Annotated in this window: 13 protein-coding genes and 1 pseudogene; 4 read left to right on the top strand and 10 right to left on the bottom strand. The window is 65.3% G+C overall.

Going from position 1 to position 24,785, the window contains the following annotated elements; genetic code table 11:
- Together FG154_RS17905 and ehuR are read right to left on the bottom strand one after the other, a co-directional pair.
- A partial coding sequence (locus tag FG154_RS17905; protein WP_145110891.1) for an ATP-binding cassette domain-containing protein occupies positions 1-283 on the bottom strand: 283 nt, incomplete at its 3' end.
- 108 nt (positions 284-391) lie between these two features.
- On the bottom strand, positions 392-1,801 hold the full coding sequence (gene ehuR / locus FG154_RS17910; protein ID WP_246100405.1) for a MocR-like ectoine utilization transcription factor EhuR: 1,410 nt from the start codon (positions 1,799-1,801) through the stop codon (positions 392-394).
- Positions 1,802-1,835: 34 nt separating this feature from the next.
- On the opposite strand from ehuR, the gene FG154_RS17915 reads away from it, so the two are divergent.
- The 3 genes and pseudogenes from FG154_RS17915 to FG154_RS17925 all read left to right on the top strand — a co-directional run bounded on the left by FG154_RS17915 (position 1,836) and on the right by FG154_RS17925 (position 5,310).
- Entirely contained in the window at positions 1,836-2,312 is a 477-nt protein-coding gene (locus FG154_RS17915) for an Lrp/AsnC family transcriptional regulator (protein ID WP_145110894.1), read from the top strand.
- Positions 2,313-2,427: 115 nt separating this feature from the next.
- A pseudogene (locus FG154_RS17920) lies at positions 2,428-3,920 on the top strand (NAD-dependent succinate-semialdehyde dehydrogenase).
- A gap of 16 nt (positions 3,921-3,936) precedes the next feature.
- Positions 3,937-5,310, top strand: coding sequence for an aspartate aminotransferase family protein (locus FG154_RS17925; RefSeq protein ID WP_145110897.1), 1,374 nt, complete (start codon positions 3,937-3,939; stop codon positions 5,308-5,310).
- A gap of 928 nt (positions 5,311-6,238) precedes the next feature.
- Here FG154_RS17925 and FG154_RS17935 read toward each other — a convergent pair.
- The 5 genes from FG154_RS17935 to FG154_RS17955 are packed head-to-tail and all read right to left on the bottom strand — an operon-like array spanning position 6,239 to position 17,052.
- On the bottom strand, positions 6,239-8,623 hold the full coding sequence (locus tag FG154_RS17935; protein WP_145110903.1) for a hypothetical protein: 2,385 nt from the start codon (positions 8,621-8,623) through the stop codon (positions 6,239-6,241).
- The gene (locus FG154_RS17940; RefSeq protein WP_145110906.1) at positions 8,620-10,119 is read right to left on the bottom strand and encodes a hypothetical protein; all 1,500 of its coding nucleotides are present in this window, start codon (positions 10,117-10,119) and stop codon (positions 8,620-8,622) included. Before FG154_RS17940 ends, FG154_RS17935 begins: the two co-directional genes overlap by 4 nt.
- A complete protein-coding gene (locus tag FG154_RS17945; protein ID WP_145110909.1) occupies positions 10,119-12,374 on the bottom strand; it encodes a chromosome segregation ATPase-like protein in 2,256 nt (751 codons plus the stop codon). Before FG154_RS17945 ends, FG154_RS17940 begins: the two co-directional genes overlap by 1 nt.
- Before the next feature lie 12 nt (positions 12,375-12,386).
- A complete protein-coding gene (locus FG154_RS17950; protein WP_145110912.1) occupies positions 12,387-13,991 on the bottom strand; it encodes a coiled-coil domain-containing protein in 1,605 nt (534 codons plus the stop codon).
- Positions 13,963-17,052 carry an AAA domain-containing protein gene (locus FG154_RS17955; protein WP_222120571.1) on the bottom strand — a complete coding sequence of 1,030 codons (3,090 nt, stop codon included), beginning with the start codon at positions 17,050-17,052 and terminating at the stop codon, positions 13,963-13,965. Before FG154_RS17955 ends, FG154_RS17950 begins: the two co-directional genes overlap by 29 nt.
- Before the next feature lie 1,164 nt (positions 17,053-18,216).
- On the opposite strand from FG154_RS17955, the gene FG154_RS17960 reads away from it, so the two are divergent.
- The gene (locus FG154_RS17960) at positions 18,217-20,145 is read left to right on the top strand and encodes a TniQ family protein (protein ID WP_145110918.1); all 1,929 of its coding nucleotides are present in this window, start codon (positions 18,217-18,219) and stop codon (positions 20,143-20,145) included.
- A 139-nt stretch (positions 20,146-20,284) separates the two neighbouring features.
- Here the strand turns inward: FG154_RS17960 and FG154_RS17965 are convergent, their stop codons facing one another.
- The 3 genes from FG154_RS17965 to FG154_RS17975 all read right to left on the bottom strand — a co-directional run bounded on the left by FG154_RS17965 (position 20,285) and on the right by FG154_RS17975 (position 24,665).
- Positions 20,285-22,546: an adenosylcobalamin-dependent ribonucleoside-diphosphate reductase gene (locus FG154_RS17965; protein ID WP_145110921.1), complete on the bottom strand. Its 2,262-nt coding sequence runs from the start codon at positions 22,544-22,546 to the stop codon at positions 20,285-20,287.
- Between the two features lie 139 nt (positions 22,547-22,685).
- Positions 22,686-23,603: an MBL fold metallo-hydrolase gene (locus FG154_RS17970; protein WP_145110924.1), complete on the bottom strand. Its 918-nt coding sequence runs from the start codon at positions 23,601-23,603 to the stop codon at positions 22,686-22,688.
- 180 nt (positions 23,604-23,783) lie between these two features.
- Positions 23,784-24,665 carry an MFS transporter gene (locus FG154_RS17975; protein ID WP_246100407.1) on the bottom strand — a complete coding sequence of 294 codons (882 nt, stop codon included), beginning with the start codon at positions 24,663-24,665 and terminating at the stop codon, positions 23,784-23,786.
- Positions 24,666-24,785: the final 120 nt, after the last annotated feature.

Genomic DNA, 24,785 nt, shown 5'->3' on the forward strand with positions numbered 1-24,785 from the left:
TGCCGATGTGGCGGCGCATGTGGTGCAGGTGCGCCTCATCCGCCGGCCGCTCGACCCCCTTGCGGGTCATGTGGAACAGCTGTTCGCCGCAGACCTCGACATGGCCCCCTGTGATGGTTTCCAGCGTCATCAGGATGCGCAGGATCGTCGTCTTGCCCGATCCCGAAGGCCCGATCAGCGCCAGTTTCTCGCCCGGCATTACGTCGAAGGACAGGCCGTCGAGCACCTTCAGGCTGCCGAAGGATTTCTCAAGGCGATCTATTCGGATGATCGGCTGCGTCACGCCTGCCCTCCTGGGGTCGTTCATGGACAGGTTTGAGCCTGAACAAAATCATGTCAAAACAAAAATAATATCATTACAATTTAGGCCGCCACGTCAGACAAAAGACGCTCAGATCGTGGGCAGCGGCGGTTCGGGCGTGTCTCTTAAAAGGCCGGCGATCAGCGACAGGCCGCGCCGAAGGTCTTCGGCGCGGGTAGATCCCAGCGAGACGCGAATCGCCTGCGGCGTCGCCTTGTCGCTGGCGCGGAAGGCGTGGCCCGCGGCGACGCCAAGTCCCAGGAAGCGCGCCTGTTCGACGAAGGCTTCCTCGGACCAACCCTCGGGCAGCGGCAGCCAGAGGTGCAGGCTGTTGGGGTGGCAGACGGGCATCTGCGCGCCCAGCACCTCGCGCGCCAGCGCGTGTCGATCGGCCATGGCTCGGGCCTGCCAGGCGGCCAGTTCGGTCACGGTCCCGTCCTTCACCCAGTGCGAAAGCAGGTCCGCCATCGGCGGCGTCGCCATCCAGTTGGACACCAGATGTCGATTGGCCGCCGCGGTGGCGAAGCGCGGCGGGGCGTGCAGATAGGCGAGACGCAGGCCCGGCACCGTGATCTTGGTGAAGCCGCAGATGTGCAGCGTGCGCTCGGGTGCCAGCGTGGCAAAGGCCGGCGCGCGGTCCGGGATCATCGCGTTCAGGATGTCGTTCTCGATGATCGCCAGATCGTGGCGTCGGATCACCTCGACGAGTTCGGCGCGCCGGTCGACGGGCATCATCACCGCCAAGGGATTGATGACATTGGGCTGAAGATAGACCGCCCGGATCTGGCCTCGACGGGCGGCCTCGTCCAGTGCGGATGGGAGCAGCCCGTGGGCGTCGATCGCGAGCGCCTCCAGATGCAGGCCCAGATAGGTACAGAGCGGCTTCAGCGTGTGATGCGTCAGCGCGGCGGCGGCAATGCCCGCGCCCGGAGGCGCAGCACTCATCACCGCGGCGGTGATGGCGGGTGTGGCGCCGTTCGTCAGCACGATGCCGGTCGGTTCGGCCGGCACACCCAGCCCGTTCAGCCACTCGACCGCCACGGCACGGTGGTGGGGCATGACCATGTTCGGCCGGAAGGAGAGCGCCGAAGCCGCCGTCAGGTTCTCGGCGAGCCAGGCAAAACCCTCGCGCAGCCGGTCCATGTGAAGCGTCTCGACCACCGGCTTCAGGATCGAAAGGTCGATCACCTCGCCCGGCCGTTCCGGCAGGTAGGGCTGCCGCGCCTCGGCCCCCGGTCCCAGCACGAACGACCCGCGTCCGACCTCTCCCTGAATCAGCCCCCGTCGGATCAGCTCGTCATAGGCGCGGCTGACGGTTTGCAGCGACAGGCCCAGCTGGTCGGCCAGCTTGCGCTGCGGCAGAAGGCGCGCGCCGGGTGACAGGTGCCCGCCTTCGATGGCGCGCGCGAACTGCTCGGCCAGCGAAAGATAGGCGGGACGGGACAGGCTGGCGGGGTTGGGCATCCATATTGTCATGATTGCCATGCTGCCGAAACTCATGTCATTCTGCAAACCATTCTTCCGGGAGGATGCCATGAAGCTGGACCCGATCGACCTGCGCATCCTTGAGGCCGTCCAGAAAGAGGGGCGGATCACCAAGCTGCGGCTGGCCGAGGTGGTGGGCCTGTCGCCGACGCCCTGCTGGCTGCGCCTGCGCAAGCTGGAGCAGGCGGGCCTGATCGCGGGCTACCATGCCCGACTCGCGCCGCGCCGGGTGGCGCCCTTTGCCACCGTGCTGGTCGAGGTGACGCTGGCCAATCACCGGCAGGCCGATTTTGACCGCTTCGAGCGCGCGGTCGCGGCGCGCGACGAGGTTCTGGCCTGCTGGTCGGTGGGCGGCGGAGTCGACTACATCCTGAAGGTAGTGGCGCGCGACATCGACGCCTATCAGCGGCTGATCGACGGCCTGCTGGCCGACGAGGTCGGGATTGACCGTTACTTCACCTATATCGTCACCCGTACGGTAAAGGAGGACGGGCCGCTTCCGATGGTGCTTTTCGCGGGCTTCTAGAGACTTTCTCTACCCGCGTCCAAGGTGCCAGCCCGGATGGACCACTCGGCAGCCCCACTTTGGATCCCTTCTCTGTCGAAATCGATCAGGATGAAGGGACGCTGAAGGAGGCTCCATGAACGCCCGACCGCTCCAGACGACGCATTCCGCCCTGTCCCGCCTGTCCGACCGGGCGCTGTTCCGCACCCTCGGCCATGTGGGTGGCCGGTGGACGGCTGCGCCCGATGCCGCCGATTTTGCGGTAACCGATCCCGCCAGCGGCGCGCTGGTCGCGCGCGTCGCCCGTCTGGGTTCGGCCGAGACCGACGCCGCCATCGCTGCAGCGCGCGCATCCTTTCCAGGCTGGCGCGACCGCCGCCCGCAGGAGCGCGCCCGCATCCTGCGCCGCTGGGCCGAGCTGATGCTGGCGGCGACCGAGGATCTGGCGCTGATCATGACGCTTGAACAGGGCAAGCCGCTGGCTGAAAGCCGGGGCGAGATCGCCTATGCCGCCGAGTTCCTCGACTGGTATGCAGGCGAGGCGCCGCGCCTGAATGTCGAGGGCGTGACCCCGCATCTGCCCGAAGTCGAGATGATCGTGCGGCGCGAGGCGCTGGGTCCGGTGGGCGTGGTGACGCCTTGGAACTTCCCCAGCGCGATGATCACTCGCAAGGTGGCCGCCGCGCTGGCCGCGGGCTGCACCGCCGTCGTGCATCCCAGCGCCGAGACGCCGCTGTCGGCGCTGGCGCTGGCTGAACTAGCCGAGCGCGCGGGTCTGCCGCCGGGCGTGATGAACGTGGTGCCGGGTGAGGCCGCGGAGATCGTCAGCCAGATGTGTGCCGACCCGCGGCTGGCGGCGCTGTCCTTCACCGGCTCGACCGAAATCGGCCGACTGATCGCCACGAACTCGGCCCCAAGCCTGAAGCGGCTGGTGATGGAACTGGGCGGCCATGCGCCGATGCTGGTCTTTGCCGATGCCGACCTCGACCGCGCGGTGGATCTGGCGATGGCCGCGAAATTCGCTACCTCGGGTCAGGATTGCCTTGCCGCGAACCGTATCTACGTCGAGCGCACAATCCAGCCGGCCTTCACCGAGCGCCTCGCCCGGCGGATCGCTGCGCTGAAGGTGGGGCCGGGCCTTGATCCCGCCACGCAGATCGGGCCGCTGATGCACGCCCGGGCGCTGGCGAAGGTTGCGGCGCAGGTCGAGGACGCGCGGGCGCGTGGAGCGCGGCTGGTCACCGGCGGGCAGGCCCATCCCGACCTACCACTGGCCTACTGCCGACCCTTCTCGTCGGCGCCCCCGACGATGCGCTGATCCACCGCGAGGAAACCTTCGGACCCGTCGCCTCGCTTCTTGCGTTCGACAGCGAGGCCGAATGCGTCGCCCGTGCCAACGCCACCGACTACGGCCTCGTGGCCTACGTCGTCACCCGCGACGGGGCGCGTGCGCTGCGCCTTGCACGGGCGCTCGATTTCGGGATGGTGGCGGTCAACCGCGTCAAGATCACCGGCGGCCCGATCCCCTTCGGCGGATGGAAACAGTCGGGTCTTGGCCGCGAAGGTTCGCGTCACGGGATCGAAGCCTTCACCGAGTTGAAATACATTTGCATCGACACGGCCGCCTGAGCCGGAAAGGACCATCATGCTCGACCGCGACAACGATCTGAACGCCTGGGACCGCGACCACTTCTTCCATCCCTCGACGCATATGGGCACCCACGCCCGCGGCGATACCCCGCGCCGGATGATCACCGGCGGCTCGGGCTGCCGGATCACCGACGCCGAGGGGCGCGAAAGCCTCGACGCCTTTGCGGGCCTCTATTGCGTGAACGTGGGCTATGGCCGCACGGAGGTCGCCGAGGCGATCGCCGAGCAGGCGCGCCAACTCGCCTATTACCACGCCTATGTTGGCCACGGCACCGAGGCGAGCGTGACGCTGGCCCGCATGATCATCGAGCGCGCACCCGCGAACATGAGCCGGGTCTATTTCGGCCTGTCCGGCTCGGACGCGAACGAGACCAACATCAAGCTGATCTGGTATTACAACAACGTCCTCGGCCGCCCCGAAAAGAAGAAGATCATCAGCCGCTGGCGCGGCTATCACGGCTCTGGGCTGATGACCGGATCGCTCACCGGGCTGTCGCTGTTCCATGCGCAGTTCGACCTGCCGCTTTCGCCGGTACTGCATACCGAGGCGCCCTATTTCTTCCGCCGCGAGGACCGCAGCCAGACCGAGGAGCAGTTCAGCGCCCATTGTGCGGCGAAACTCGAGGAGCTGATCCTTGCCGAGGGTCCCGACACGATCGCGGCCTTCATCGGCGAGCCGATCCTCGGCACCGGCGGGATCGTGCCGCCGCCCGCCGGATACTGGGCGGCGATCCAGGCGGTGCTGAAGAAATACGACATCCTTCTGGTGGCCGACGAGGTCGTGACGGGCTTCGGCCGCCTCGGCACGATGTTCGGCTCGGTCCATTACGGAATGGAGCCCGACCTGATCACCATCGCCAAGGGGCTGACCTCGGCTTATGCGCCGCTCTCGGGTTCGATCGTGTCACAGCGGATGTGGGACGTCCTGGTCGAGGGCTCGGACCGGTTCGGACCCATCGGCCACGGCTGGACCTATTCGGCGCATCCGGTCTGCGCGGCGGCGGGCGTAGCGAACCTGAAGCTGATCGACGAGCTGGACCTTGTGCGCAACGCGGGCGAGGTGGGCGCCTACTTCCGCGCGGCTCTGGCCGATGCGCTCTCGGGCCATGGCCATGTCGGCGAGGTGCGCGGTGACGGCCTGATGGCGGCCGTCGAATTCGTCGAGGACCGCGACGACCGCCGCTTCTTCGACCCCGCGCGCAAGGTGGGGCCGGCGGTGTCGGCGGCACTGCTGGAGAACGGCGTCATCGGCCGCGCGATGCCGCAGGGCGACATCCTGGGTTTCGCCCCGCCGCTCTGCATGACGCGCGAGGAGGCGGACATGGTGGTGAGCGCCACGCAAGTGGCGGTCAGAAGGGTGCTGGGTTGATTTCCCCACGTCCGTAATCGAGGGCGGGTACTTGCCGCCCTGCCAGGAAGACGCGCTGTCGACCTCCGCCTGGAAAACCGGCGGCGCGCCCTCTCTCTATCCATTCTTTCAACAGCGTAAGGGTTGTTGCCTCCGCTCACCACGTCATCGATCGCGATTGGCATATGCGCAAGCACAGGACGCGCAGGGCTGGCGTCCATGGCGCAAGGTGCATCTGGCTATGAATGCTGTGCGCACCAGGCTCATCCGGTCACGGATTCCGATAACATCTGGTCAGCCTCTCCGATCTGATCCGGTCGGGGATTCCGGGGTTCGTGATCGCTCCGGGATCCTGCCGCAAGACACGCTGCTGGGCGATTGCAGCGGGGAGAGCCGGGTTCCGCGCGGCCTTGGAAGGATGCGGCGGATCCCCGGCAGGTGCGAGATCACTTCCGCGGTTTGCGGCCGGTGATCAACTTGCGGCGCACCCGATCCGCGCCGCAGGCGAGCGTGTCGGTGGCAGGCGCACATCCGCGTTCTCAAAGCCTGGCGATCGGCAACCGGTGCGTCCGGTGATGAGCGAAGCACCGTAAACAGCATGGTCTACCCGGCCGAGGGACACGCAATTCGATCCGATCGCCACAAGATCCTTGATTATTCAGTGCGCCCCGATGGCGCGTTTCACCAGTGGAGGAAGGTTCCACCCAGAGAGTTGTCGATTGATCTGGTAGCTGACGAGCGGCGTGGCCGGGCAACTGGCTGCGTCGAAGCCTCGTGACGAAGGCCGCCCTGGGCGGTTGAGCGATCCGGCGGGCCGTAACGCGAGTGAAGCCCGAGCAGGCCTCGAAAGTGATGATGCGGATGGCCGACCGCTTCGGCGCGCTCGTGGAGAGGGTCGACCGGCCGCAAGGGGCCGGCTGAGTTGGTCGACGCCGACTCGTGTCTGATGTCAGCCGTCATAAAGATCCAGCAGCAGGTCCGGGTTGCCCCCTTGTCCCCGCAGCTCATCGAGAAGTTGATGCATCAAGGGTTCATACCGTGCTGCGGCTCTATTGAAGGTGGGGTTGCGATTTCGCGTTCGGCCGAAGTCGTCGACCGCCCTTTCAACCGCTGCAGCCAGTTTTTCAGCCGAGGGGTCCTGTCCGATCACCAGCGCATTGCGCATTTTGAGCCGGCAGCGCAACAGACCTGCCATCAGGAAAGGCGCATAGTTGAACTTGGTGTAGTCACTCCTGAGTTGGTCGTGAAACTCGAAAAGCACCCGCGCAACGAGGCGGTCGACTTCCGAGCGCTCCAGCAACAAGGGCGCAGTGTCGGATCGCGACAGCAGGAAGGCGGCGGCGGCAGTCTCCTGTCGATAGGACCAGTCCTGAATGGGCCGCAGAAACAAGCGTGCGATCGCTGATCGTTCGTCGGCTTCGCCGCGGCACGTCCTGCCAAGCCCTTGGCAGACCAGAACCCAACTCGACTGATGAAGGATGAATGGATGACGGAACAAGGGTGTCCGCGCCTCCCAAGCCTCAAGCAACAGTGCAGGCAATTCGGGCGGGGAGCGCCGGAACTGCCAGGTCAGGAACTTGAGAGACTGATTGTCGTCCTCGATGCGCCCGGCGATGCGATCCTTGACATGCAAAAGGGCACGCTCCGTCAGCCGGTCCAGGAGTTCACGTGTCTGCGGCGGCACCTCGTCGGGAAGCAGTCCGTCGCTGGAAATGCAATAGTGCCCCTTCAGGCGGGAGGCCAGTCTGGTGGCAAGGCCTGCCCAGTCGACCACCTTGCGCGACGCGTTCTCGGCCAGAAGGCTGGCAAGTCCCGGCCCTTGATCCGTGTCCTCCCAAGCGGCGATTCCGCACGGCAGCACCAGCCGTTTCGGGATTGTCGCCGGGGTGTCGTCCAACTCGGCCACAAGATCCTTCCAGGGCTTTTCAATCTCGGTTGCCCCGTCCCAGTCGATGGTGAACTGCCGCGACAGCATCGGCGCCTCGATAATCAGCCGGGCGCGACCGGCGGCGGGCACCTGCTCGACGCTGAGCGCGACGGGCACCACGCTGGAGACCGGCACGCCGATCTCGACCCGCGCCTTGCGCGGCCATTCTGCCGATTCCTTGCGTAGATGCACCGCAAATTCCGACTGCCCAGACTGGATGGCAAAGCGCGCGGGTCGGGGTGAGCGATAGACGCGGCCCGCAGGCAGGGTCGCCTCGGCCTCGATCAAATCGAAACTCGTGGCTCCTTGCTCGCCCCAGACGATGGTGGAAATCTGCGGCAGGAAGTCGAAATAAACGGGCTCCCCCTCGGAGTGACGCCGTGCGGCCTCGAGCGCCCCACGCGCAACGATCTCTTGCGGCAAATCGGTGAGCGGCAACGGAAGGGCGGCAGAAAGACGCCGCAGAAGCTCTGCCCGCACGGGCCCGCGGGTCAGGGATTCGAAAAGGATCAGGTCGCACCCAGCCAGCTTTTCGGCGATATCCTCCGGCAGCATGTCGGTCGGCAGGTCCAGTGCCTCGGGCGGGAGGATCTGAAGGAAATCCCCCCGCGCGTCGCGCAAGAGCTCGGGCCGGGGAGCGGCACCAAGAGCCAGCGCTGCGCAGGCCGAGGACTGTTCCGCCCAATCGCCCCGGTGCTGCGGGTTTTGCGCGACAAGTTGTTCTCCAGCCACGGCAAAGAGCCCGGCATAGCCAAGGGAGCTGTCGATCGGATCGGCGGCACGACTGCGTTCCGGTGCGAACATATCGTGCCGCCGCCCCGCCTCTCGGCGCAGCCGCAAGCGTTGCAGCGTAAAGCCCTCGGCGACATGGCCGATCACGCCCAGGATCAGACCGTCGGATGGCGCGACAGGCGGTTCGTCCTGCACAAGACCCCCAAGCACCGCCAGAACGGACCGCCAGACCAGAAGCCCTCTACCCAGTCGCCCTTTTGACAAGGCCGCAAGCAGACGTTCCTGAAGATGCTCGGAACGCGCTGGGTGGTCATCAAGGGCAACCGCACAGACCTTTGCTCCCGCAGCAAGCCCCGAAAGCGCGGCGGCCAGCTGCTCTGCCGGGGCATCCAGGCGCGCAAGCACCGACAGCACGGTTTCGCGGCGCGCGGGATCGCCGACCTCTCCCCAACCTCCTCCCCGGCCATGCGGCGCAAGAGCAGCCTGCGCGCCCCCAATCCAGCGCGCGTGCCGCCCGTCGCCGGTTCGCACTACGGCCGGGTTCAGGACGGCCCCTCCGATGTAAACCTGATCGGCGCCAAGAAGCTCCTCTCCATCCGGTCCGATCAGCCAGTTGCGGGCTGCGCGGTCGCTCCAGCCGTTGAGGTCATAGCCGCACAGCTTTCGATCGCTCATGCCGCCCCCCAGATCTCGCGTCCCAGGAAGGCCCGGATCGCCGCGCGACCCGCCGCAAGGGAAGCGCCGGTTGCATCGAGTGCGATGGCTTCGACGAATACGCCGCCGTGATCAGAGGAAACCGACTCGGGCACGCGATGGCCTGGGGTCAAGATCAGCCCGTGACGGATCCGCTCCTGTTGACCGGGCACCTTGGCAAGCTCGGCGAGACGCCCGGCGGCTTGCTGTGCTGCGGCGGCCAGGTCGAGCCGCGTCATCGCGTGCGGTGTCCAGACGGCAACGCGATGCGGAAAGGCGCTCCGATCAAGGGGATCGGAAATACGCAGCGCCACATGTGCGCGCGCCAACGTCAGAAGCGTTCCCGGCTTTTCAGGTCGCGCCATTACTTCGACAACGCGCCCGAGTTTCCGCAGCCAGAACACGGCAATCGGGCGTTCTTGTTCGAACCAGATCCCATTGACCGACTCTGAAAGGAAGCGGATGGGCGACTGCGCGATCAGTTCCGCCCCATCGATGTCATGGAGCGCCAGCACGATCGCCAGAACCGCGAAGTCCGTCCAGGTCTTTGCCTGCCAGGCCCAAAGCTCGTCGAGCGCCTTCTCGCGTTTTAACAGTGCCTCCCACGCCTCACGGATCAGGCGATAGGTTCGGTCTTCGAGCAAGACATAGTTCGGGGTCACGTCCGGCTCGGCGATACCTATCCCCAGGTCGCGCAATTCCGTTGCAACCGCCTTGCACAGCTTGGCGTAGCCCTGCACCAGCTGATAACGCCGACTCCCTTGGGCGCGCGGGTGTTCACGCAGCCATTCGCGCCCGACATCCGCCGCCAGAAGCACATATGCATGAGTGACCCGGTTCTCGAGCGTATCGAAATTCTGATGCCGCACGACCGCCAGGATGCGCTGCTCAGAGCCCGCCCGCTCTGCCGTGGTCCGCCCCGGTTGACGCGACAGCCAGCGCATGGAGGCGCGGTCCATTTCCTGCACCCGGTCAAGCGGCGTCGGCTCGCGGTGCCGACGCAGGACCCGGCGGATATGGTCACGAAAGAGCTTCAACACCGGCGTCAGCGCGCGGGCCTGACGCACGATTTCGGCCATGCGGGGGTCTTCCTCATGCTCCGCCCGATCCCACGCGGCACGCAACCGCGTCCAGAGGGTCGACGGGTCATCAAGGGCCTCTCCCAACTCCTGCACCCTCGCCGTCACCTCGTTCATCCGCGCCAGCGCGGCAAGGGCCTCAGGATCGGCTTCGGCCTCCTTGCCCTTGCGCGGCCGTGGCGGGAAGCCGGCGCGATCCGGTCCTGACGCCGCGCCACGGCGTGGATAGGGATGCTGCAGCAGATGCCGGGCCTCGCCTCGCGCTTCGCCGCGCATCAGTACGGCGTGTTCACCCGCCTTGTCGCCAGGGGCCGCTTCGGACAGCAGGCAATGCCCGGGCCCGAAGGCCTCACCCTCGGCAAGGCCCGCGTCGGCCCAAGGGCGCGCGAGCCGCAGCATCAGCGCACGACCCCCTTCCAGATAAATTGCCCGGTGCCTCCGACCGCGGCCTCGACAGAGTTTGCAATTGCTTCGGCGAGCGCATCGTCGCCGAATTCCGCTGCCTTGCGCCGCAATTCTTCGAATTGCTGGCTCTTCTCCTCGACATCTACGCCGCGCAACTTCGGCAGCAGGCGCATCTCGATCTGATCAGCCAGCGCCATGTTGACCCGGTCGCCGATGCCTTCCGCCTCAGGATACGCGCCTGCATAGGCAAGGATGGCACGGCCCAGACGATGGCCGAAGGGTTTGCCGAAATCCCGCATCAGCGCCAGCATCTCATTGACCCGACCCTCGGCACGGATCTGATCGGCAGGTTGCAAACCGCGTTTGCACCACTTCTCCCAGATTTCGCGGCTGAGAGCTTCTTCGGGCATCCGGCTGTCTGTGCCTTTCGCCTTGGCGATCTGCTTCGGCGCCCCGAACCGCATCACGTTCGCCCGGTCAACCACCTTGTCGGAAAGGGATTGGGTGCTCTCATCCTCGTTCATCGTGCCGGCAAAGAGCAGGTTGTAGCCCGGGAAGATCCGCGTCGGTTTTTCTGCCTTGGGGATCTCGAGTTCGATTTCCGCATCCTTGCGAAGGTTTTCATTCTCTTCCTTGCCGCGGGCGGGACGGCTTTCGAGCCGGCTGAGGAAGTCCGAGAAGTAGTATTCGACCCGCGCAAGGTTCATCTCGTCGAGGAGCACCATCAGAAGCCGATTCTGCACTGCATCGGGATTGTTTTGCGCATCGAGTGCAAACATCGCCCGAGCCATGTCGGTCGGGCGGAAGCGCCCCTCGATGTAGTTGTAAAAGCCCATCAGATCCTGCGGGCTGTCCCAACGCGGTTGCACGGGAACCTGCAGAAAGCCAATACCCATGCCCGCCGCGTACTGGCGGGGAAGCTGACTTTTCCCGGTCCCGGAAATGCCCGCGAGAACCGTCATCTGCGTGGTATCGTTGACCTTCATCGCGGTGTGGAACGCGCGCAGGGTCCGATCCGGATAGTCGAGCCCAAAGGTCTCGAACCGCTGCCGCACCCGTTTAAGCGCCTCGGTTTCCGCGATGATTGAACTTTGCGGCCACGCCGATAGTTGGGCAACGACCTGCGGCGGCTCCTTGAGTTCGCGCAGCGGATCGTCTGCAACCGCTCCAACCCCGCCCGCAGCGATGCCCCGTGCCTTGTCGATCTCATACTCAAGCGTGGCCTTGCGCGCACCGAGCCTGTCGAGATGCTCTTGCGCCGATGCCTGCTCGCGTTCCAAATCGGCAACCTTCTGCTGTCCGATCGCCAGTTCAGCAGCCAGTCGCTCGCGCTCGTCGTGCAGATCGGCCTGCTGTCGGCGGGCCGCTTCGAGCTGAGCCTCGATGCCGGCAAGATCTGTCCGCGCGGAGGTCAACCGCATTTCAAGATCGGCATTCGCGCCTTCAAGCCGCTGCGCTTCCCGTTCAATCGCGTTGAGCTGCACCAGGGCAGCGGTGCGATCCGCCTCGAGGTCGACAGCCTTCTGACGAGCAGCGGCCAGTTCCGCGCCGGTCTGGTCGAGTTCCTGACGCGTGCCGATAAGCGACGACCGTGCGGAGACGATGCGTTCCTCGGTTTCGATGAGTTCCGATCTGCGCGCGGCGAGTAGCCCTTCGTTCTCGGCAATCTGCGTGCGCAGCCTGTCCTCCATATCCCTCAGGGAGGCCACGCGCTCCTTCGCGGCCTCGAGTTCCTGCCGAGACGCCTGCAATTCCGCAACGCGAGCTTCGAGCTGCTGGCTTTGAGCAGTCAGCGCATCGATCCGATGCACAAGCGTTTCCGCCTTTTCCAGCCGATCACGCACCTCCGCCAGATCGGCACGAGCAGAAGCCAGTTCTGCAGCGACTGCGAGCTTTTCCGTCTGGATCGACTCGATTTCCATCCGCAGCGCCTGCACTTCCGCGCGACGCGCTTCGGTCTGGTTCCATTCCGTCTGGAGTTCCGCAAGCTTGTTGATCAGCGCATCCACCTCTGCCTGAACCTTCGCCATGTGCGCGAGCGCTTCACGGCGTTTTTGCAGATCTTCTTCAAGATCGTTCAGGGTCCTGCGCTTTTCTTCGATGCGCGCGAGAACCGCGCGTTCCTCTTCGATCGGACCAGCCAGAGACACGACCTTGTCATGCCGCGTCGCCAAAAATAGCGTGATGAAGGACAAGATGGCCAGCGCCACCGCAAGCGCGAAGAAGATACTGAGGTTTGCTGTAAACATCTTCCTGGTCCCTTACTGTCCGGCAGGCGCAGGCGCGAGTGAGGCCGCTGTGGGTGTGGTCGAGCGGTCCTCGGCGGTCTGCCGCTCGATTTCGGCAAGATCGGCCTGAGCCTGTGCCGCGCGGTTCTGCGCGGCGGCCTCGTCGGCTTTGGCTTTCGCAATTCGGTCGGTCAACGCGGATATCTGCGAAAGCAGGTCATCCCTTTCAGCCGCAGCGGCATTAACTGCGTCTCGTTCCTTCCTGACCGAAGCCGTAAGCTCGGCGAGCGAGGTTTGGCGCTCTTTCACCGCCCGTTCGAGTCCCACCTGATCTGCCCGCAGCGCCGTAATGGACGCCTCCAAGGACCATTGTTCTGCCTCATCAGCCGCGATCTGCTGGTCAAGCGTCGCCTTGCGGGCGGTGGCTTCGGCCAGCGCCTGCTGGGCAGCCGCCAGGTCGGTCGTCGTGGTCGAGAGATCTGCTCGAGCCTTCGCCAGATCGGACTGCTTTTGCTCCACTTCCGTCTCGAGCGCCGCCTTTCTCGCCTGCAGTTGCGCGATACCGGCCTTTGCATCCTCGCTCTGCGCGAGTAGCGCCCGTCGCTCTGCCACCTGACCCGCGAGCGCGTCCGCCTGAGACTGGGCATCGTCGCGCGCGGCCCTGGCCGCAGACACTGCCTTTTGCACCTCGGCCAACTGGGCCTTCTGCGCATCGATATTCGCCGTCACTTCTGTCAGACGCGCCTGTGCTTCATCCGCTTGCAAAGCAAGACTGCGGCTCCGGGACTGCGCTGCCTGAACCTCCGCTGCCATGGTTTCGCGCTTCGCGCTCAGATCCGAGATGGAGGTCTCAAGCGCCTTCTTTTCTCCTTCGAGGTCGACAATCCTGGGATCGAGCTCAGCCAGACGCGCCTCGGCTTGCGACTGCGCGGATCGAGCGGCATTGAGCTTCGCCTCCACAGCGGCAAGCTCTTCCGAACGTGTCTCCAGTCCCTTGACCCGAGCTTCAAGCTCCGCGGCCTGAGCGCGCAAAGGCGTCAAATCATCCTGAGCCTTTTCGACCTGTCCGCGCAGATCGTCCCGGATCTTCGTCAATTCGTCCACATCCTCTGACAAGGAGTCCCGTTCTCCGTTCAGGTCCTCGATCGCCGCCGTGGCCGCGGCCTTCTCCTTGCCGCGAGCGTCAATGTCCCGCTCGAGCCCGCGCTTCTTGCTCTCCAGGCTGCGTACGTCCCCCGCAAGATCGTCCGCTTTCGCGATCGTCGCCTTGGCCTCGGCAAGGTCCGAACTGATCGACGCAAGCTTGGCCTCAGCGGCTTCCCGTTCCGAGATCGCAGCTTCGCGCAACCCGATCGCGTCATCTTTCGCCGTCGTCAGCTTCAGGTTCTCATCGCGAAGTGCGGCAACCGTCTGCTCCAGCGTCAAACGTTCCGTCGCCAAGGCATCCCGCCCTTCCCGCAACCGGGTCTGTTCGGCAGTGAAGTAGTCGATATCTCCCGCGATCTGACCAAAGCGCTCGTTCAGGCCGTTTATCTGCACACCCAGCGCCCCCAAACCAACGACCGAGACGGCGGAGAGGCTGACAGCGATGATCGTATGGGTCCGCGATCTACGAAAGGTCTCGTTCGACGAGGTCAAGGCATGCCTCCATGTTCCTGGCAAGTTCGTCCACCCAGAACCGGCGCACTCGCCAGCCAAGGGACTTCAGTTGATGGTCACGCCAATGGTCGGACAACTTGCGGCGGCCATCGGCAGCTTCGTGGAACTGCCGCCCGTCCACCTCGAGATCGAGCTTGATCCCGCCGGTGCCGAAAAGGGCGAAATCGAGCCTTCGTCCGGCAATGTCGTATTGCGGCATCGGATTCAGGCCACGCCCCTGCAGGGCATGAAAAAGGATGCGTTCCCAGTCGCTGTCGAAGACCCCTTCACCGCTGCGCCGGCGGGGTTCGGTCGCCGCTGCAGCAAGCGCGGCAAGCGTCTTGACCGCCCGAGACCGGGCAAAATCGAGATCTCCAAAAACATGCGCAACCGCCCGCGCCCGCGAGATGGCGACGTTGAGGCGGCGATGGTCCTTTTGCACGAAGCTGATCGAGGTGATGCGACTGGTGGCCGTGAGCGTCGGCGAGAAGAGGATCACGTCGCGCTCCTGCCCCTGAAACCCATCGACGGTCGCCACGCGAAATTCGGCGGCTTCGAGTTTGTGCGACGGAATTGCCCCGCGGACGGCCTCGTCGATCGCGTAGACCTGTCCCCGGAAAGGTGAGGTCACGCCAAGTGTGCCTGTATAGCCCTCGCGCATCAGCAGGGTTTCGACATGCGCAGTGATCGCCGCCACTTCGGCCCGGTTGACATTGTTCGCATCGAGCACCGCCGGAGCTGGCACATGTGTCCAGGCGAGCCCCGGCTTCACATTTGCCGGGGGACGGATCTTGCCTGGATCATAGGCGGTCTTCAGTTCCGAGCCGTAGAATTCGCGACTGATATAGTCGACGATCGGGCCGACTGAGCGATATTGCTGGCGCAACAGGATCCGCGCCGCCCCCGGCATCCTGTGCGCGAAGTCGAAGAGGGACTGTCGGCTCTGTGCGAACCGGCTCATCCGTGTCACCGGCAATCCCTGAGCCTGCATCAGGTTGCGGTCTTGCGCCTGACCCAGTTGCGGGATGAAATTCAGTTGCCGATTGTCGCCGACAACGACGGCGCGGCGCGCACGGGCAAACAGCGGCAGGGCCGAAGCGATGTCGCATTGGCTCGCCTCGTCGAAGATGACCAGATCGAATATGCCGTCTTCGAGCGGGAGGCGTTTCGGCGCGCCCAGCACCGAGACAAGCCAGAGCGGCCGATGCGCGAGGACCGCCCGCACCATATCCGGCGGCAGCACGGCCTTCCGTCCGGCGAAATCGAGATCAGCCTGCGCCTGATCGAGCATCTCGCGCATGTCACTGGCAACCGTGGTTCGCGACATCAGCACTGCGGTCAGCAGCTTGCGGGAAAGATCCGCGATTTCGTCTGTCAATGCGATCACGTCGGCTGGCTCGGCCAGACCATCGCGCACAGCTCGCAGGCGAGCGAGTTCCGCCACAAGCGCATCCAGCCCCGTAAGCGCCGCACCGATCGTTCTCGAATTGGGCGGATTGCGTCCGATCAGCTTGCGGAGAAGAGCAACCAGTCGATCGACAAGCCCTGTGCGTTCCCGGGACGCAGGCGTCAGCGAAGCCGTCGGAGCATCTGGCCGCGGAATGATCCTGCGGGCTTCAATGCGTTCGAGGAGATCGGCCAGTTCACATTCGACCTCGCCCCGACGCGCCATCAGATCAAGCGCCGAAGCCCGGTGTCCGGCCAGATCTCTCAACCTTGCGAGCAACGTCTCGTCAACCTGGCGCATACGCCCGGTCTCACCCTGAACGAGTTCGCGCAGCACCGTCTGAAAAGACCGATCTACCTCGCCCGACGGGTCGAGGGTGCGCACGACGAAAGGCGCCTCGGGAGCCAGGCCTCCCAGTCTTTCCTGGACCGCGTCGAGCGCTTGATGGTTCTTCGACGCCACCAGCACTGAGCCTCCCGTGAGAAGCACCGAAGCCGCCATCGAGACGATCGCTTGCGACTTCCCCGTGCCCGGCGGACCTGTAACAACCGTAAGGGGCGCATGACAAGCCGACCGGACGGCTGCGATCTGCTCGGCGTTCAGCGTTCCGACGTTGATCGCGGGGAATGTTGCAGACGGACAGGCACCATCAAGCCCAAGCAGTGGTGCCAAGGCGGTGCGCGCCAGTTGCGCTTCGGGCCATTCGGAAATCGCATCGAGATCGCGCACGGCACCGGCGGTGAAGCTGCTGTCTTCAGGCAGGAATAGCGCGGCAGCATCCAGTATTCCCTGCGTCTGGGGATCAATCTCCGAACTGAGCCAGGCGCCTGTCAGTTTGCCTCGAACCTGGGTGGCCGCGGCGTCGCGCAGACGCGACAGGAAATCTTCACCCTCAAGACCAACGCCATCTGCCTCGGCGAAAACCTCTTCAAGATCCTTTGCGGACCATCCCGTGCTGCGCGCTGCCCCGCGCAACCAATCCGGGTTCACCAGGACATCGTCGGCCGAGATATCGATTTCCAGACACCCCGAGGCACGTCGCCATTCGGCGGCAATCAGACCCACCGGCCAGATCGCCGGCGCCCCGGACCGGCGACCGAGCGCCAGCGGCCAGCCAATCGCCAGTGCATTCTCGTTTGCTTCGCGCTTCACCAACGCCGCGCGAAACTCCGGCGCCAGCGCGTCAAGATCGATGCGCAGACGGACAACCTGTCCCTCGTCCGGCAGCAGCGGTCCTTGTCCGGATATCAGGTGCCAGACGGTGCCATGGCGATCGAAGGCTTCGGTGATCGCTCCCCTGGGATCGGCGCGCAGGGCCGAGCGCCAGTAGCGCAGCAGGGCCTTGGGATCGATCCGCTCAGTGGCGCCCGCGCCCTCCTCGGTCGGCGACGGAGGGACGATTGCCGTCCGGCGGAAAGGGGCTGCCACAATCGCGGTGGTCTCGCTTGCCGCGCTTGAAGTTAGCGTAGTGGGATTGCCCGGTCGGCTTGTCATCGGTGGACCGATCGGAATCCAGCGTCCGTCGTGGCGCCTGCGGATGCTCCCCTCCCGGGCCAGAGCCTCGAGTTCCCCTAACAGGGCCATGCGCTCCTCGTGCCGGAACGTGGTGCCCAACAGTGCGTGAAGTTCTTCTACGGTGCGTCCGCGGGGAAAGGCTCTGACCGTGTGCAATACAACCGACATGTCCGCACTCAAACCCAAAACATGGTCAGCGACAACGCCCGATTAGTCGGCATCCAAGAGGCATCCAACAGGTTCCCGTAAGGCAAGTTCTGCCACATGACGCCAGACGATATTCCAATTTCTTCACGATCATACAAGCAGCCGCAGCGGGGGCCGGACAATTAGTCTGCTGCATCAAGGGAGGATCTCGTAAACCCGGGATATTCGTCGAACTCCGCCGCGGGGAACCTTTGGTCGTGTTCCGGGAGCCTGCGATGTGTTTCGGCCCTCCAATTGCGGGAGCTGGTCAAGCCAGTTTATCTGTCCTTGCCGGGGTCATGGTCCTTTCCGAGGTCATGGCCTCATGCTGATGTCCAGGTCGGGTGCCTCAACACCACGACCTTGGCACATTGCGATGCCGTCAGGGGAGGGCGGCAACCATCTCATCTTTTGGGCAGAAGCAGAAAGCCCGCTTCCTGCGGGTTGCGTCGCTCCCATGGGCCCAGCGACCGGTGGCCATGGCCGTTTTCTGCGGATGCGATGCGGCGACCGCGACGGTCGGTAATTCGCCCGTCGCATCGGTGCCGCCGGTCATGCTGCAGTTAGCTCGAAGGTCTGAGAAGGGCTGCGAGCGCATCTCGCTGCAGTGAGCTCGAGCGACCGGTCCGAAGGACGGCGCCAACGTGGCCGACCGGCCGGTTAGCGCCTAGCCTGCCCGCTGCGACGCGCCGCCGCGTGGGGCAGCACACAGCCCCTACTGCACTTCGCCCGTGCGACCGCTTCGCGGGAAGGGGCTCAGGCGCCGACGGGCGGCAAGGGGCTACCCTTGCCCTTGGGTCTTGTTCGGCCGCCAAGACCGCCACGGCTTGCCGACTGCCGGCATGTGTTGGCACGGGCCGCTCATGACTTCTTCCGGAGTTGACCGCCTCCCATTCAGATCGAGCCATCCTCGCCCACAGCCGTCATTCGCGCCACCAGCCCGCCTTCGGCGCGGCGCGGGCTCGCCGCGGCTTCGACAGCCGGGCTGATTTACGAGAAATGTCGTCTGCAGAACTCAGCGGCCTTGTTGGCAGCTCCACCTTGGGTAGATTGTGGGAGCCGTCTTCAGGAGCCATCTTGTCCGACCATCTTGCTCTGACCCTGCCATTGCGGCCTCACGAGACCGCGTATTCCTTCGTATCGCGCCTCGCAGCACGGAACGGCATCGGCACCCGCGAGTTCGCGAGCGACATGGGTGTCGCGTTCGGAACCGTCATCGATGCGAAATGGACGGCGCTTGAACGGCTCGCGCATCTGTCGGGTGCTGCATTGGCCGATCTGATGGCATGGAGCCCCGTTCACGTCGGAGATCGTCGCCATCAGTTCCGAGGAGAGACCTTCCACGCCCGAGGGCTAAAGGAACCGACTGTGCGGGGCTGCCCGGTCTGCCTGCGCGAAGATGTGGACGCGTCCGGGCTCCCGCCGGCGCAGGCCATGGCCATCCGAGGACACTGGATGCCCCGACATGTGACCCTTTGCCTGCGTCACCTGCACCCCCTCGTCCCGCTCTGGTCCGAGACGGATCCAGGGCGCAGATACGACGTCGCTGCGCGCATGGCGGACATCGCCGGGACTGTGCTGGCGGGCAAGTTGGATCGCCCGCTGCGTGATCCGGCGGCCTTCGACCTCTGGTTCGAGCGCAGGCTGAGCGATGGCCGGAGCGATGGTTGGCTCGACCAGTTTCCACTCTTTCCAGCTGCCCACTTCTGCGAGTTGCTTGGGCGCGCGGCCTTCGCAACAAGGATCCCGAAGTGGAAAGAGATGCCGGACGATGTCATGTGGTGCTGCTTCGACGCAGGGTTCCGGTTTGCAAGCCCTGGTGAGACTGCCATTCGCAGGGCTCTGACCGAGATGCAGGAGATGATCGGCACGCCGATGGACGGGCCGAAGAAGAAGTTCGGCGATCTCTACGACCGCCTGGCCCATGACCTGACCTCGGACGAGTACCGGCCGTTCCGCAACCTGTTGCGAGATCATATTGCGGAGACCTGGCCACTGGGACCGGGGGACGACCTGATGGGCGAACCTGTCCATACCCGGCGCCTGCACTCCGTGCGAACCGCGTCGCAAGCCACAGGAATCGACGCACGACGCTTGCGAAAGCTGCTATCGGAAGCCGGCTGGGTGAAGCCAGCCGGCGAGGGTCGCGAAGATGCCTGGGAACTGTTCGACGCGGTGGCGGCCGAGCCATTTCTGCGATCCCTCGCTGCCGGCGTCAGTGCCCTGGATCTGCAGCGGCAGTTGAACCTCCCGCGCTCGCAGTTCGACCTGCTGCGGCAGGACGGATATTTTGAACCGTCCGTCGTTGGCTCCGGCCATAAGCCGCTCTGGGATGTACAGGCCGGGCGGGCGTTTCTGGACTCGCTGCTTGCCGGGGCCGAGGCGGTGTATGTGCCGATGCACGACTGGTGCGACATTGCAAAGGCGGCGCAACGTCTGAAAATCCGGCCGGGTGAAATCGTCGGCATGATCGAGGCCCGCCAGTTGAGCCGCGTGGGCAAGCATCTCGGTCGCGATGGCTACGCGGCGATCCTCGTGAACCTCGCCGAGGTCGAGCGACTTCTTGGTCGCCCGGAGGCCAGAGGGTTGAGCATCGAGCTTTTTGCGAAGACCGTCGGCATGCGACCCGCCATAGCGATGCGGATGGTGCGTACAGGCCTGATAACTACAACAACGGGCGTGAACCCCAGGACGAAGGCGGCGCAGCAGTATCTCGGCGCGGAAGATATCGAGGCGTTCCAGCGTCGCTTCGTCACCCTCAGGCAGTTGGCGGCCTCGCTTTTCATGTCCTGGCAGACCGTAAGTGCATCTCTGGCTAATGCGGGCGTTCCCGCATTCGCGCCAGACGGTGATGACTTCGGTGCCCTTTACGAATGGTCGGCGATCGAAGCGTCATTCTGCTGCATCTGGCCGCGGAACGACGCCGGGTCGAGCCGGGCGGGCAGCCAGTTCGAGAGGGCTCCTCATGTGGCAGCTAGCCGGAGACAAGGGCTGGACCCTAAATAAGGCCTATATTTAAGGGATCTAGCCGACGGACAGCGACCAATTAGCGCGCGGCGCGGCGCGATGTTGACGCGCGCTGCGCACGCTTCTTCTTTCGTTTGCGCACTATATTGCTTTCTCTGGCTTCAATGAGGCTGGAAGCCTAGCCGCACTTCGAGAACCCGCAGCTGGCGCAGGTCATGCAGCCTTCGACCATCCGCAGGTCGTAGCTGCCGCAGGACGAGCAGGCCTTGGCCTTTACACCCAGAACCTCGACGTCGGCCTTGGGATCCGTCTTCAGTCCCATCCCTTCACCGCCGATGAAGCCGATTGCGATCAGGTGGCGCTCGATCACGCCGCCGATCGCGGCGAGGATCGAGGGGATGTAGCGCCCTTCCATCCAGGCGCCGCCGCGGGGGTCGAAGACCGCCTTCAACTCCTCGACCACGAAGGAAATGTCGCCGCCGCGCCGGAAGACCGCCGAGATCATCCGCGTCAGCGCAACCGTCCAGGCGAAATGCTCCATGTTCTTCGAGTTGATGAACACCTCGAACGGGCGGCGGTGGCCGGCGATCACGATGTCGTTCACCGTGATGTAGATCGCATGCTCCGACCCCGGCCATTTCACCTTGTAGGTCGCGCCCTCCAGCGCCGCGGGGCGGTCGAGCGGGTCGGTCAGATAGACCACCTCGCCGGCCTTCTCGGGCGTGGGGGCCGGGGCTGCGGCCGCCTCCGAGACCGTCAGGACCGAGCCCGTCACCTCGTTCGGCCGGTAGGTGGTGCAACCCTTGCAGCCCTGATCCCAGGCGGCGAGATAGACATCGGCGAAATCGTCGAACGAGATGTCCTCGGGGCAGTTGATCGTCTTCGAGATCGAGCTGTCGATCCATTTCTGGGCCGCGGCCTGCATCCGCACATGGTCGAGCGGCGCGAGTGTCTGGGCATTCACGAAATAGTCCGGCAACGGCGCGTCGCCCATCTTCTCGCGCCAGAGCCGCACCGCATGATCCACCACTTCTTCCTCGGTACGGGTGCCGTCCTTCTGCAGGACCTTGCGCTTGTAGGCATAGGCGAAGACCGGCTCGATCCCCGACGAGACATTGCCGGCATAGAGGCTGATCGTGCCGGTCGGCGCGATCGAGGTCAGCAGCGCGTTGCGGATGCCGTGGGTGCGGATCGCCTCGCGCACATCCTCGTCCATGTGGGTGAGCGAGCCCGAGGCGAGGTATTTCTCGGCTTCGAACAGCGGGAAGGCGCCCTTCTCGCGGGCAAGATCCACCGAGGCGAGATAGGCCGAGCGGGCAATGGCCTTCATCCAGGCCTCGGTCTGCGCCGCCGCCTCCTCGGACCCGTAGCGCAGGCCCACCATCAGGAGCGCGTCCGCCAGCCCCGTCACGCCGAGGCCGATCCGACGCTTCATCTGCGCCTCGTGGGCCTGCTCGGGCAGCGGGAAGCGCGAGGCATCCACCACATTGTCCATCATCCGCACGGCAACCCGCACCAGATCATCGAGCGCCGCAAGGTCGAGCCCGGCCTCATCCGAAAAGGCGCCCGTCACCAGCCGTGCGAGGTTCACCGAGCCGAGGAGGCAGGCGCCGTAGGGGGGCAGGGGCTGCTCGCCGCAGGGGTTGGTCGCGGCGATTGTCTCGCAATAGGCGAGATTGTTCATCCGGTTGATCCGGTCGATGAAGATCACCCCCGGCTCGGCGAAATCGTAGGTCGAGCGCATGATCCGGTTCCAGAGATCGCGCGCCTCAAGCGTCTTGTAGACCTTGCCGCCGAAGGTCAGATCCCAAGGGCCGTCGGCCTTCACGGCCTCCATGAAGGCGTCGGTGACGAGGACCGAGAGGTTGAACATCCGCAGCCGGGCCGGATCCTTCTTGGCCTCGATGAAGCTCTCGATGTCGGGGTGGTCGCAGCGCATCGTGGCCATCATCGCCCCGCGGCGGGAGCCCGCGGACATGATGGTGCGGCACATCGCATCCCACACATCCATGAAGGAGAGCGGGCCCGAGGCATCGGCGGCCACGCCCTTCACCTCGGCGCCGCGCGGGCGGATCGTCGAGAAATCGTAGCCGATCCCGCCGCCCTGCTGCATGGTCAGCGCGGCCTCCTTCAGCGCATCGAAGATGCCGGCCATGCTGTCGGGGACGGTGCCCATCACGAAGCAGTTGAACAGCGTCACCGTGCGGCCGGTGCCGGCGCCCGCCGTGATCCGGCCGGCCGGCAGGAAGCGGAAATCCTCGAGCGCCGCGTAGAAGCGGTCTTCCCACAGCTGCGGATCGGCCTCGACCTCGGCCAGCGAGCGCGCGATCCGGCGCCAGGTGTCCTCGACCGTCCCATCCAGCGGATGCCCCGCGGCGTCCTTCAGCCGGTATTTCATGTCCCAGATCTGCTCGGCAATGGGGGCGTGGAAGCGGGACATGGATGGATCCTTGGATTTAGTGGTTCGTCGGAGAAGGTCCCCAAGATATGCCCATCCGCCGAGAGGGTCAAACCATTAGGGGTAGGATCCGCGGCGGCAGCCCCAATCCGGGACCGGCGGTTGGCGCGCGGCCGGCAGGTCAGAAGCGGTTGACCGGCAGCTTCAGGTAATGCCGCCCGTCGGGCTCGGCCGGGGGCAGGCGCCCGCCGCGCAGATTGATCTGAAGCGCGGCAAGGATCCGGTCCGGCAAGGGCAGGCTGCGGTCGCGCGCCTCGCGGAGGGCGATCCACTCGTCGCGGTCCGTCCCGTCGCGGACATGGACATTCCGCGCCCTGTGCTCGGCAACGGTTGCCTCCCACATCGGCTCGTCCCGCTCCTCGGTGCCGTAGTCGTGGCCGACGAAGAGCCGCGTCTCGCGAGGAAGGGCGAGGATGGACTGGATCGAGCCCCACAGCTCGGCCGCGTTTCCGCCGGGGAAGTCGGCCCGCGAGGTGCCGACATCGGGCTGCATCAGCGTGTCATGGGTGAAGGCGGCATCGCCGCAGACCAGGGTGATCGAGCCGAGCGTATGGCCGGGCGACAGCATCACCCGCATCTCGAGATCCCCAAGCGCAAGGGTCTCGCCCGCGCTGAACAGCCGATCGAAGTCGCGCCGAGGGTCGAAGGCGTTCGGAAGGTTGTAGATCCCGGCCCAGATCCGGGCGATGTCCTCCACCCTGGCGCCGATGGCATTGGGGGCACCGGTGCGCTCTCTCAACAGGGCCGAAGCCATCATGTGATCGGCGTGCGGATGGGTGTCGAGCACCCAGACCACGCGCAGCCGCTCTCGTTCGACGAGGTCCAGCACCTGATCCATGCTCTCGGTGGAAAAGCGGTAATGCTGGGGATCGAAGTTCCATACCACGTCGATCAGCGCGGCCTGCCGTGTCGCGGGATCGGCGCAGACATACTGGATGGAGCCTGTGTCGGGCTCGTAGATGCCCCAGACATCCGGGCTGCCCGCTCCGCGCGAGCGAGAGTGGCGCACGACGCGCTGCTTCAGTTTTGAATCGGACATGCGACATGCGCTCCCTTGACCTGCATGAAGTCAATCTTGTGCAGAGCCAGAGCCCGGCAAGCATCCTCGGCAGAAAGACGCGGATCAAGCATCCACGCCGGCCCGGACATGCCGAGGATGGCGCGACGCCGGCCGCCATGCCGAAACGTGCCCGCGGGCGCACCGGCCAGGCGGGTGCGCTCAGGCGGGGAGGCTTTCCGCCGTCCTGCGGCGGAAGCTTGGCTGGAGGAGCGCATAGCTCGCGGCGCAGGCGAGGCAGAAGGCGGCGTAGCCCACCGCCTGCCGTTCAAGGGGTATGCCGCCGTCGATCAGCCAGCCGGCAATGCCCGGGCCGATGGCCGAGGCCGCGACAAGGGCCGCGGTCGCCAGCGACCGGATCGCCCCGATATGGGCGGTGCCATACAGCTCGACCCAGACCGCGCCCATCACCGGGTTCATCACCCCTTGCGTAAGGCCGAAGCCCAGGAAGATCAGCGGGATGGACCAGACCGGCGAGAGCGCGGCCAGCACGAGGCAGGCGCCCGAAAGCGGCAGCAGCAGGAAGGGCATCAGCCGCCAGGCGCCGAGCCGGTCCACGAGGAAGCCCGCTGTCAGCGAGGCCGCCGCCACCGTCACCGCCAGCACCGGGAAGAAGGCGGTGAAGGTCGTGAGGCTCCAGCCCTTCGCCGCGACCAGGTTCGCCTGGTGAAAGATGAAGAGCGTCCCGATGCCCGGCATGGCCATGATGCCGGGCAGGATCGCCCAGAACAGCGGGTCGCGCAGCACGCGGGCGCGGTGCCACTCCTGCCCGGCCGCGGAGGGTGCGTCTCCGCTGGCCGTGACAATACCTCCGCGCGGCGAGCTGCGGAGCAGCAGGAAGACGAGCGGCATCAGCACGAGTGCCAGCGCGAGGGCCGTCCCGATCCAGACATTCCGCCAGCCGAAGGCTGCGATCGAAAGCGTCAGCGTGAACGGCAGGAGCGAGTCGCCCAGCGTGATCCCGAAGGTGGCGAAGGACAGCGCCCGCCCTCGAAAGCGGTTGAACCAGCGCGCCATCGCCGTCAGCGCCACATGCATCAGCATGCCCTGCCCGAAGAAGCGCCCGCTCCGCGCTTCTGTATCGACCCAGTGAAAATCTGCTCATGCTGCAAGGAGAGACGTAGCGATGAGTGTGACGATGGACGACCCGATCAAGCGGTGGAC

Origin of the sequence: Cereibacter sediminicola (genome assembly GCF_007668225.1) — a bacterium.
Taxonomy (GTDB): Bacteria; Pseudomonadota; Alphaproteobacteria; order Rhodobacterales; family Rhodobacteraceae; genus Cereibacter_A; species Cereibacter_A azotoformans.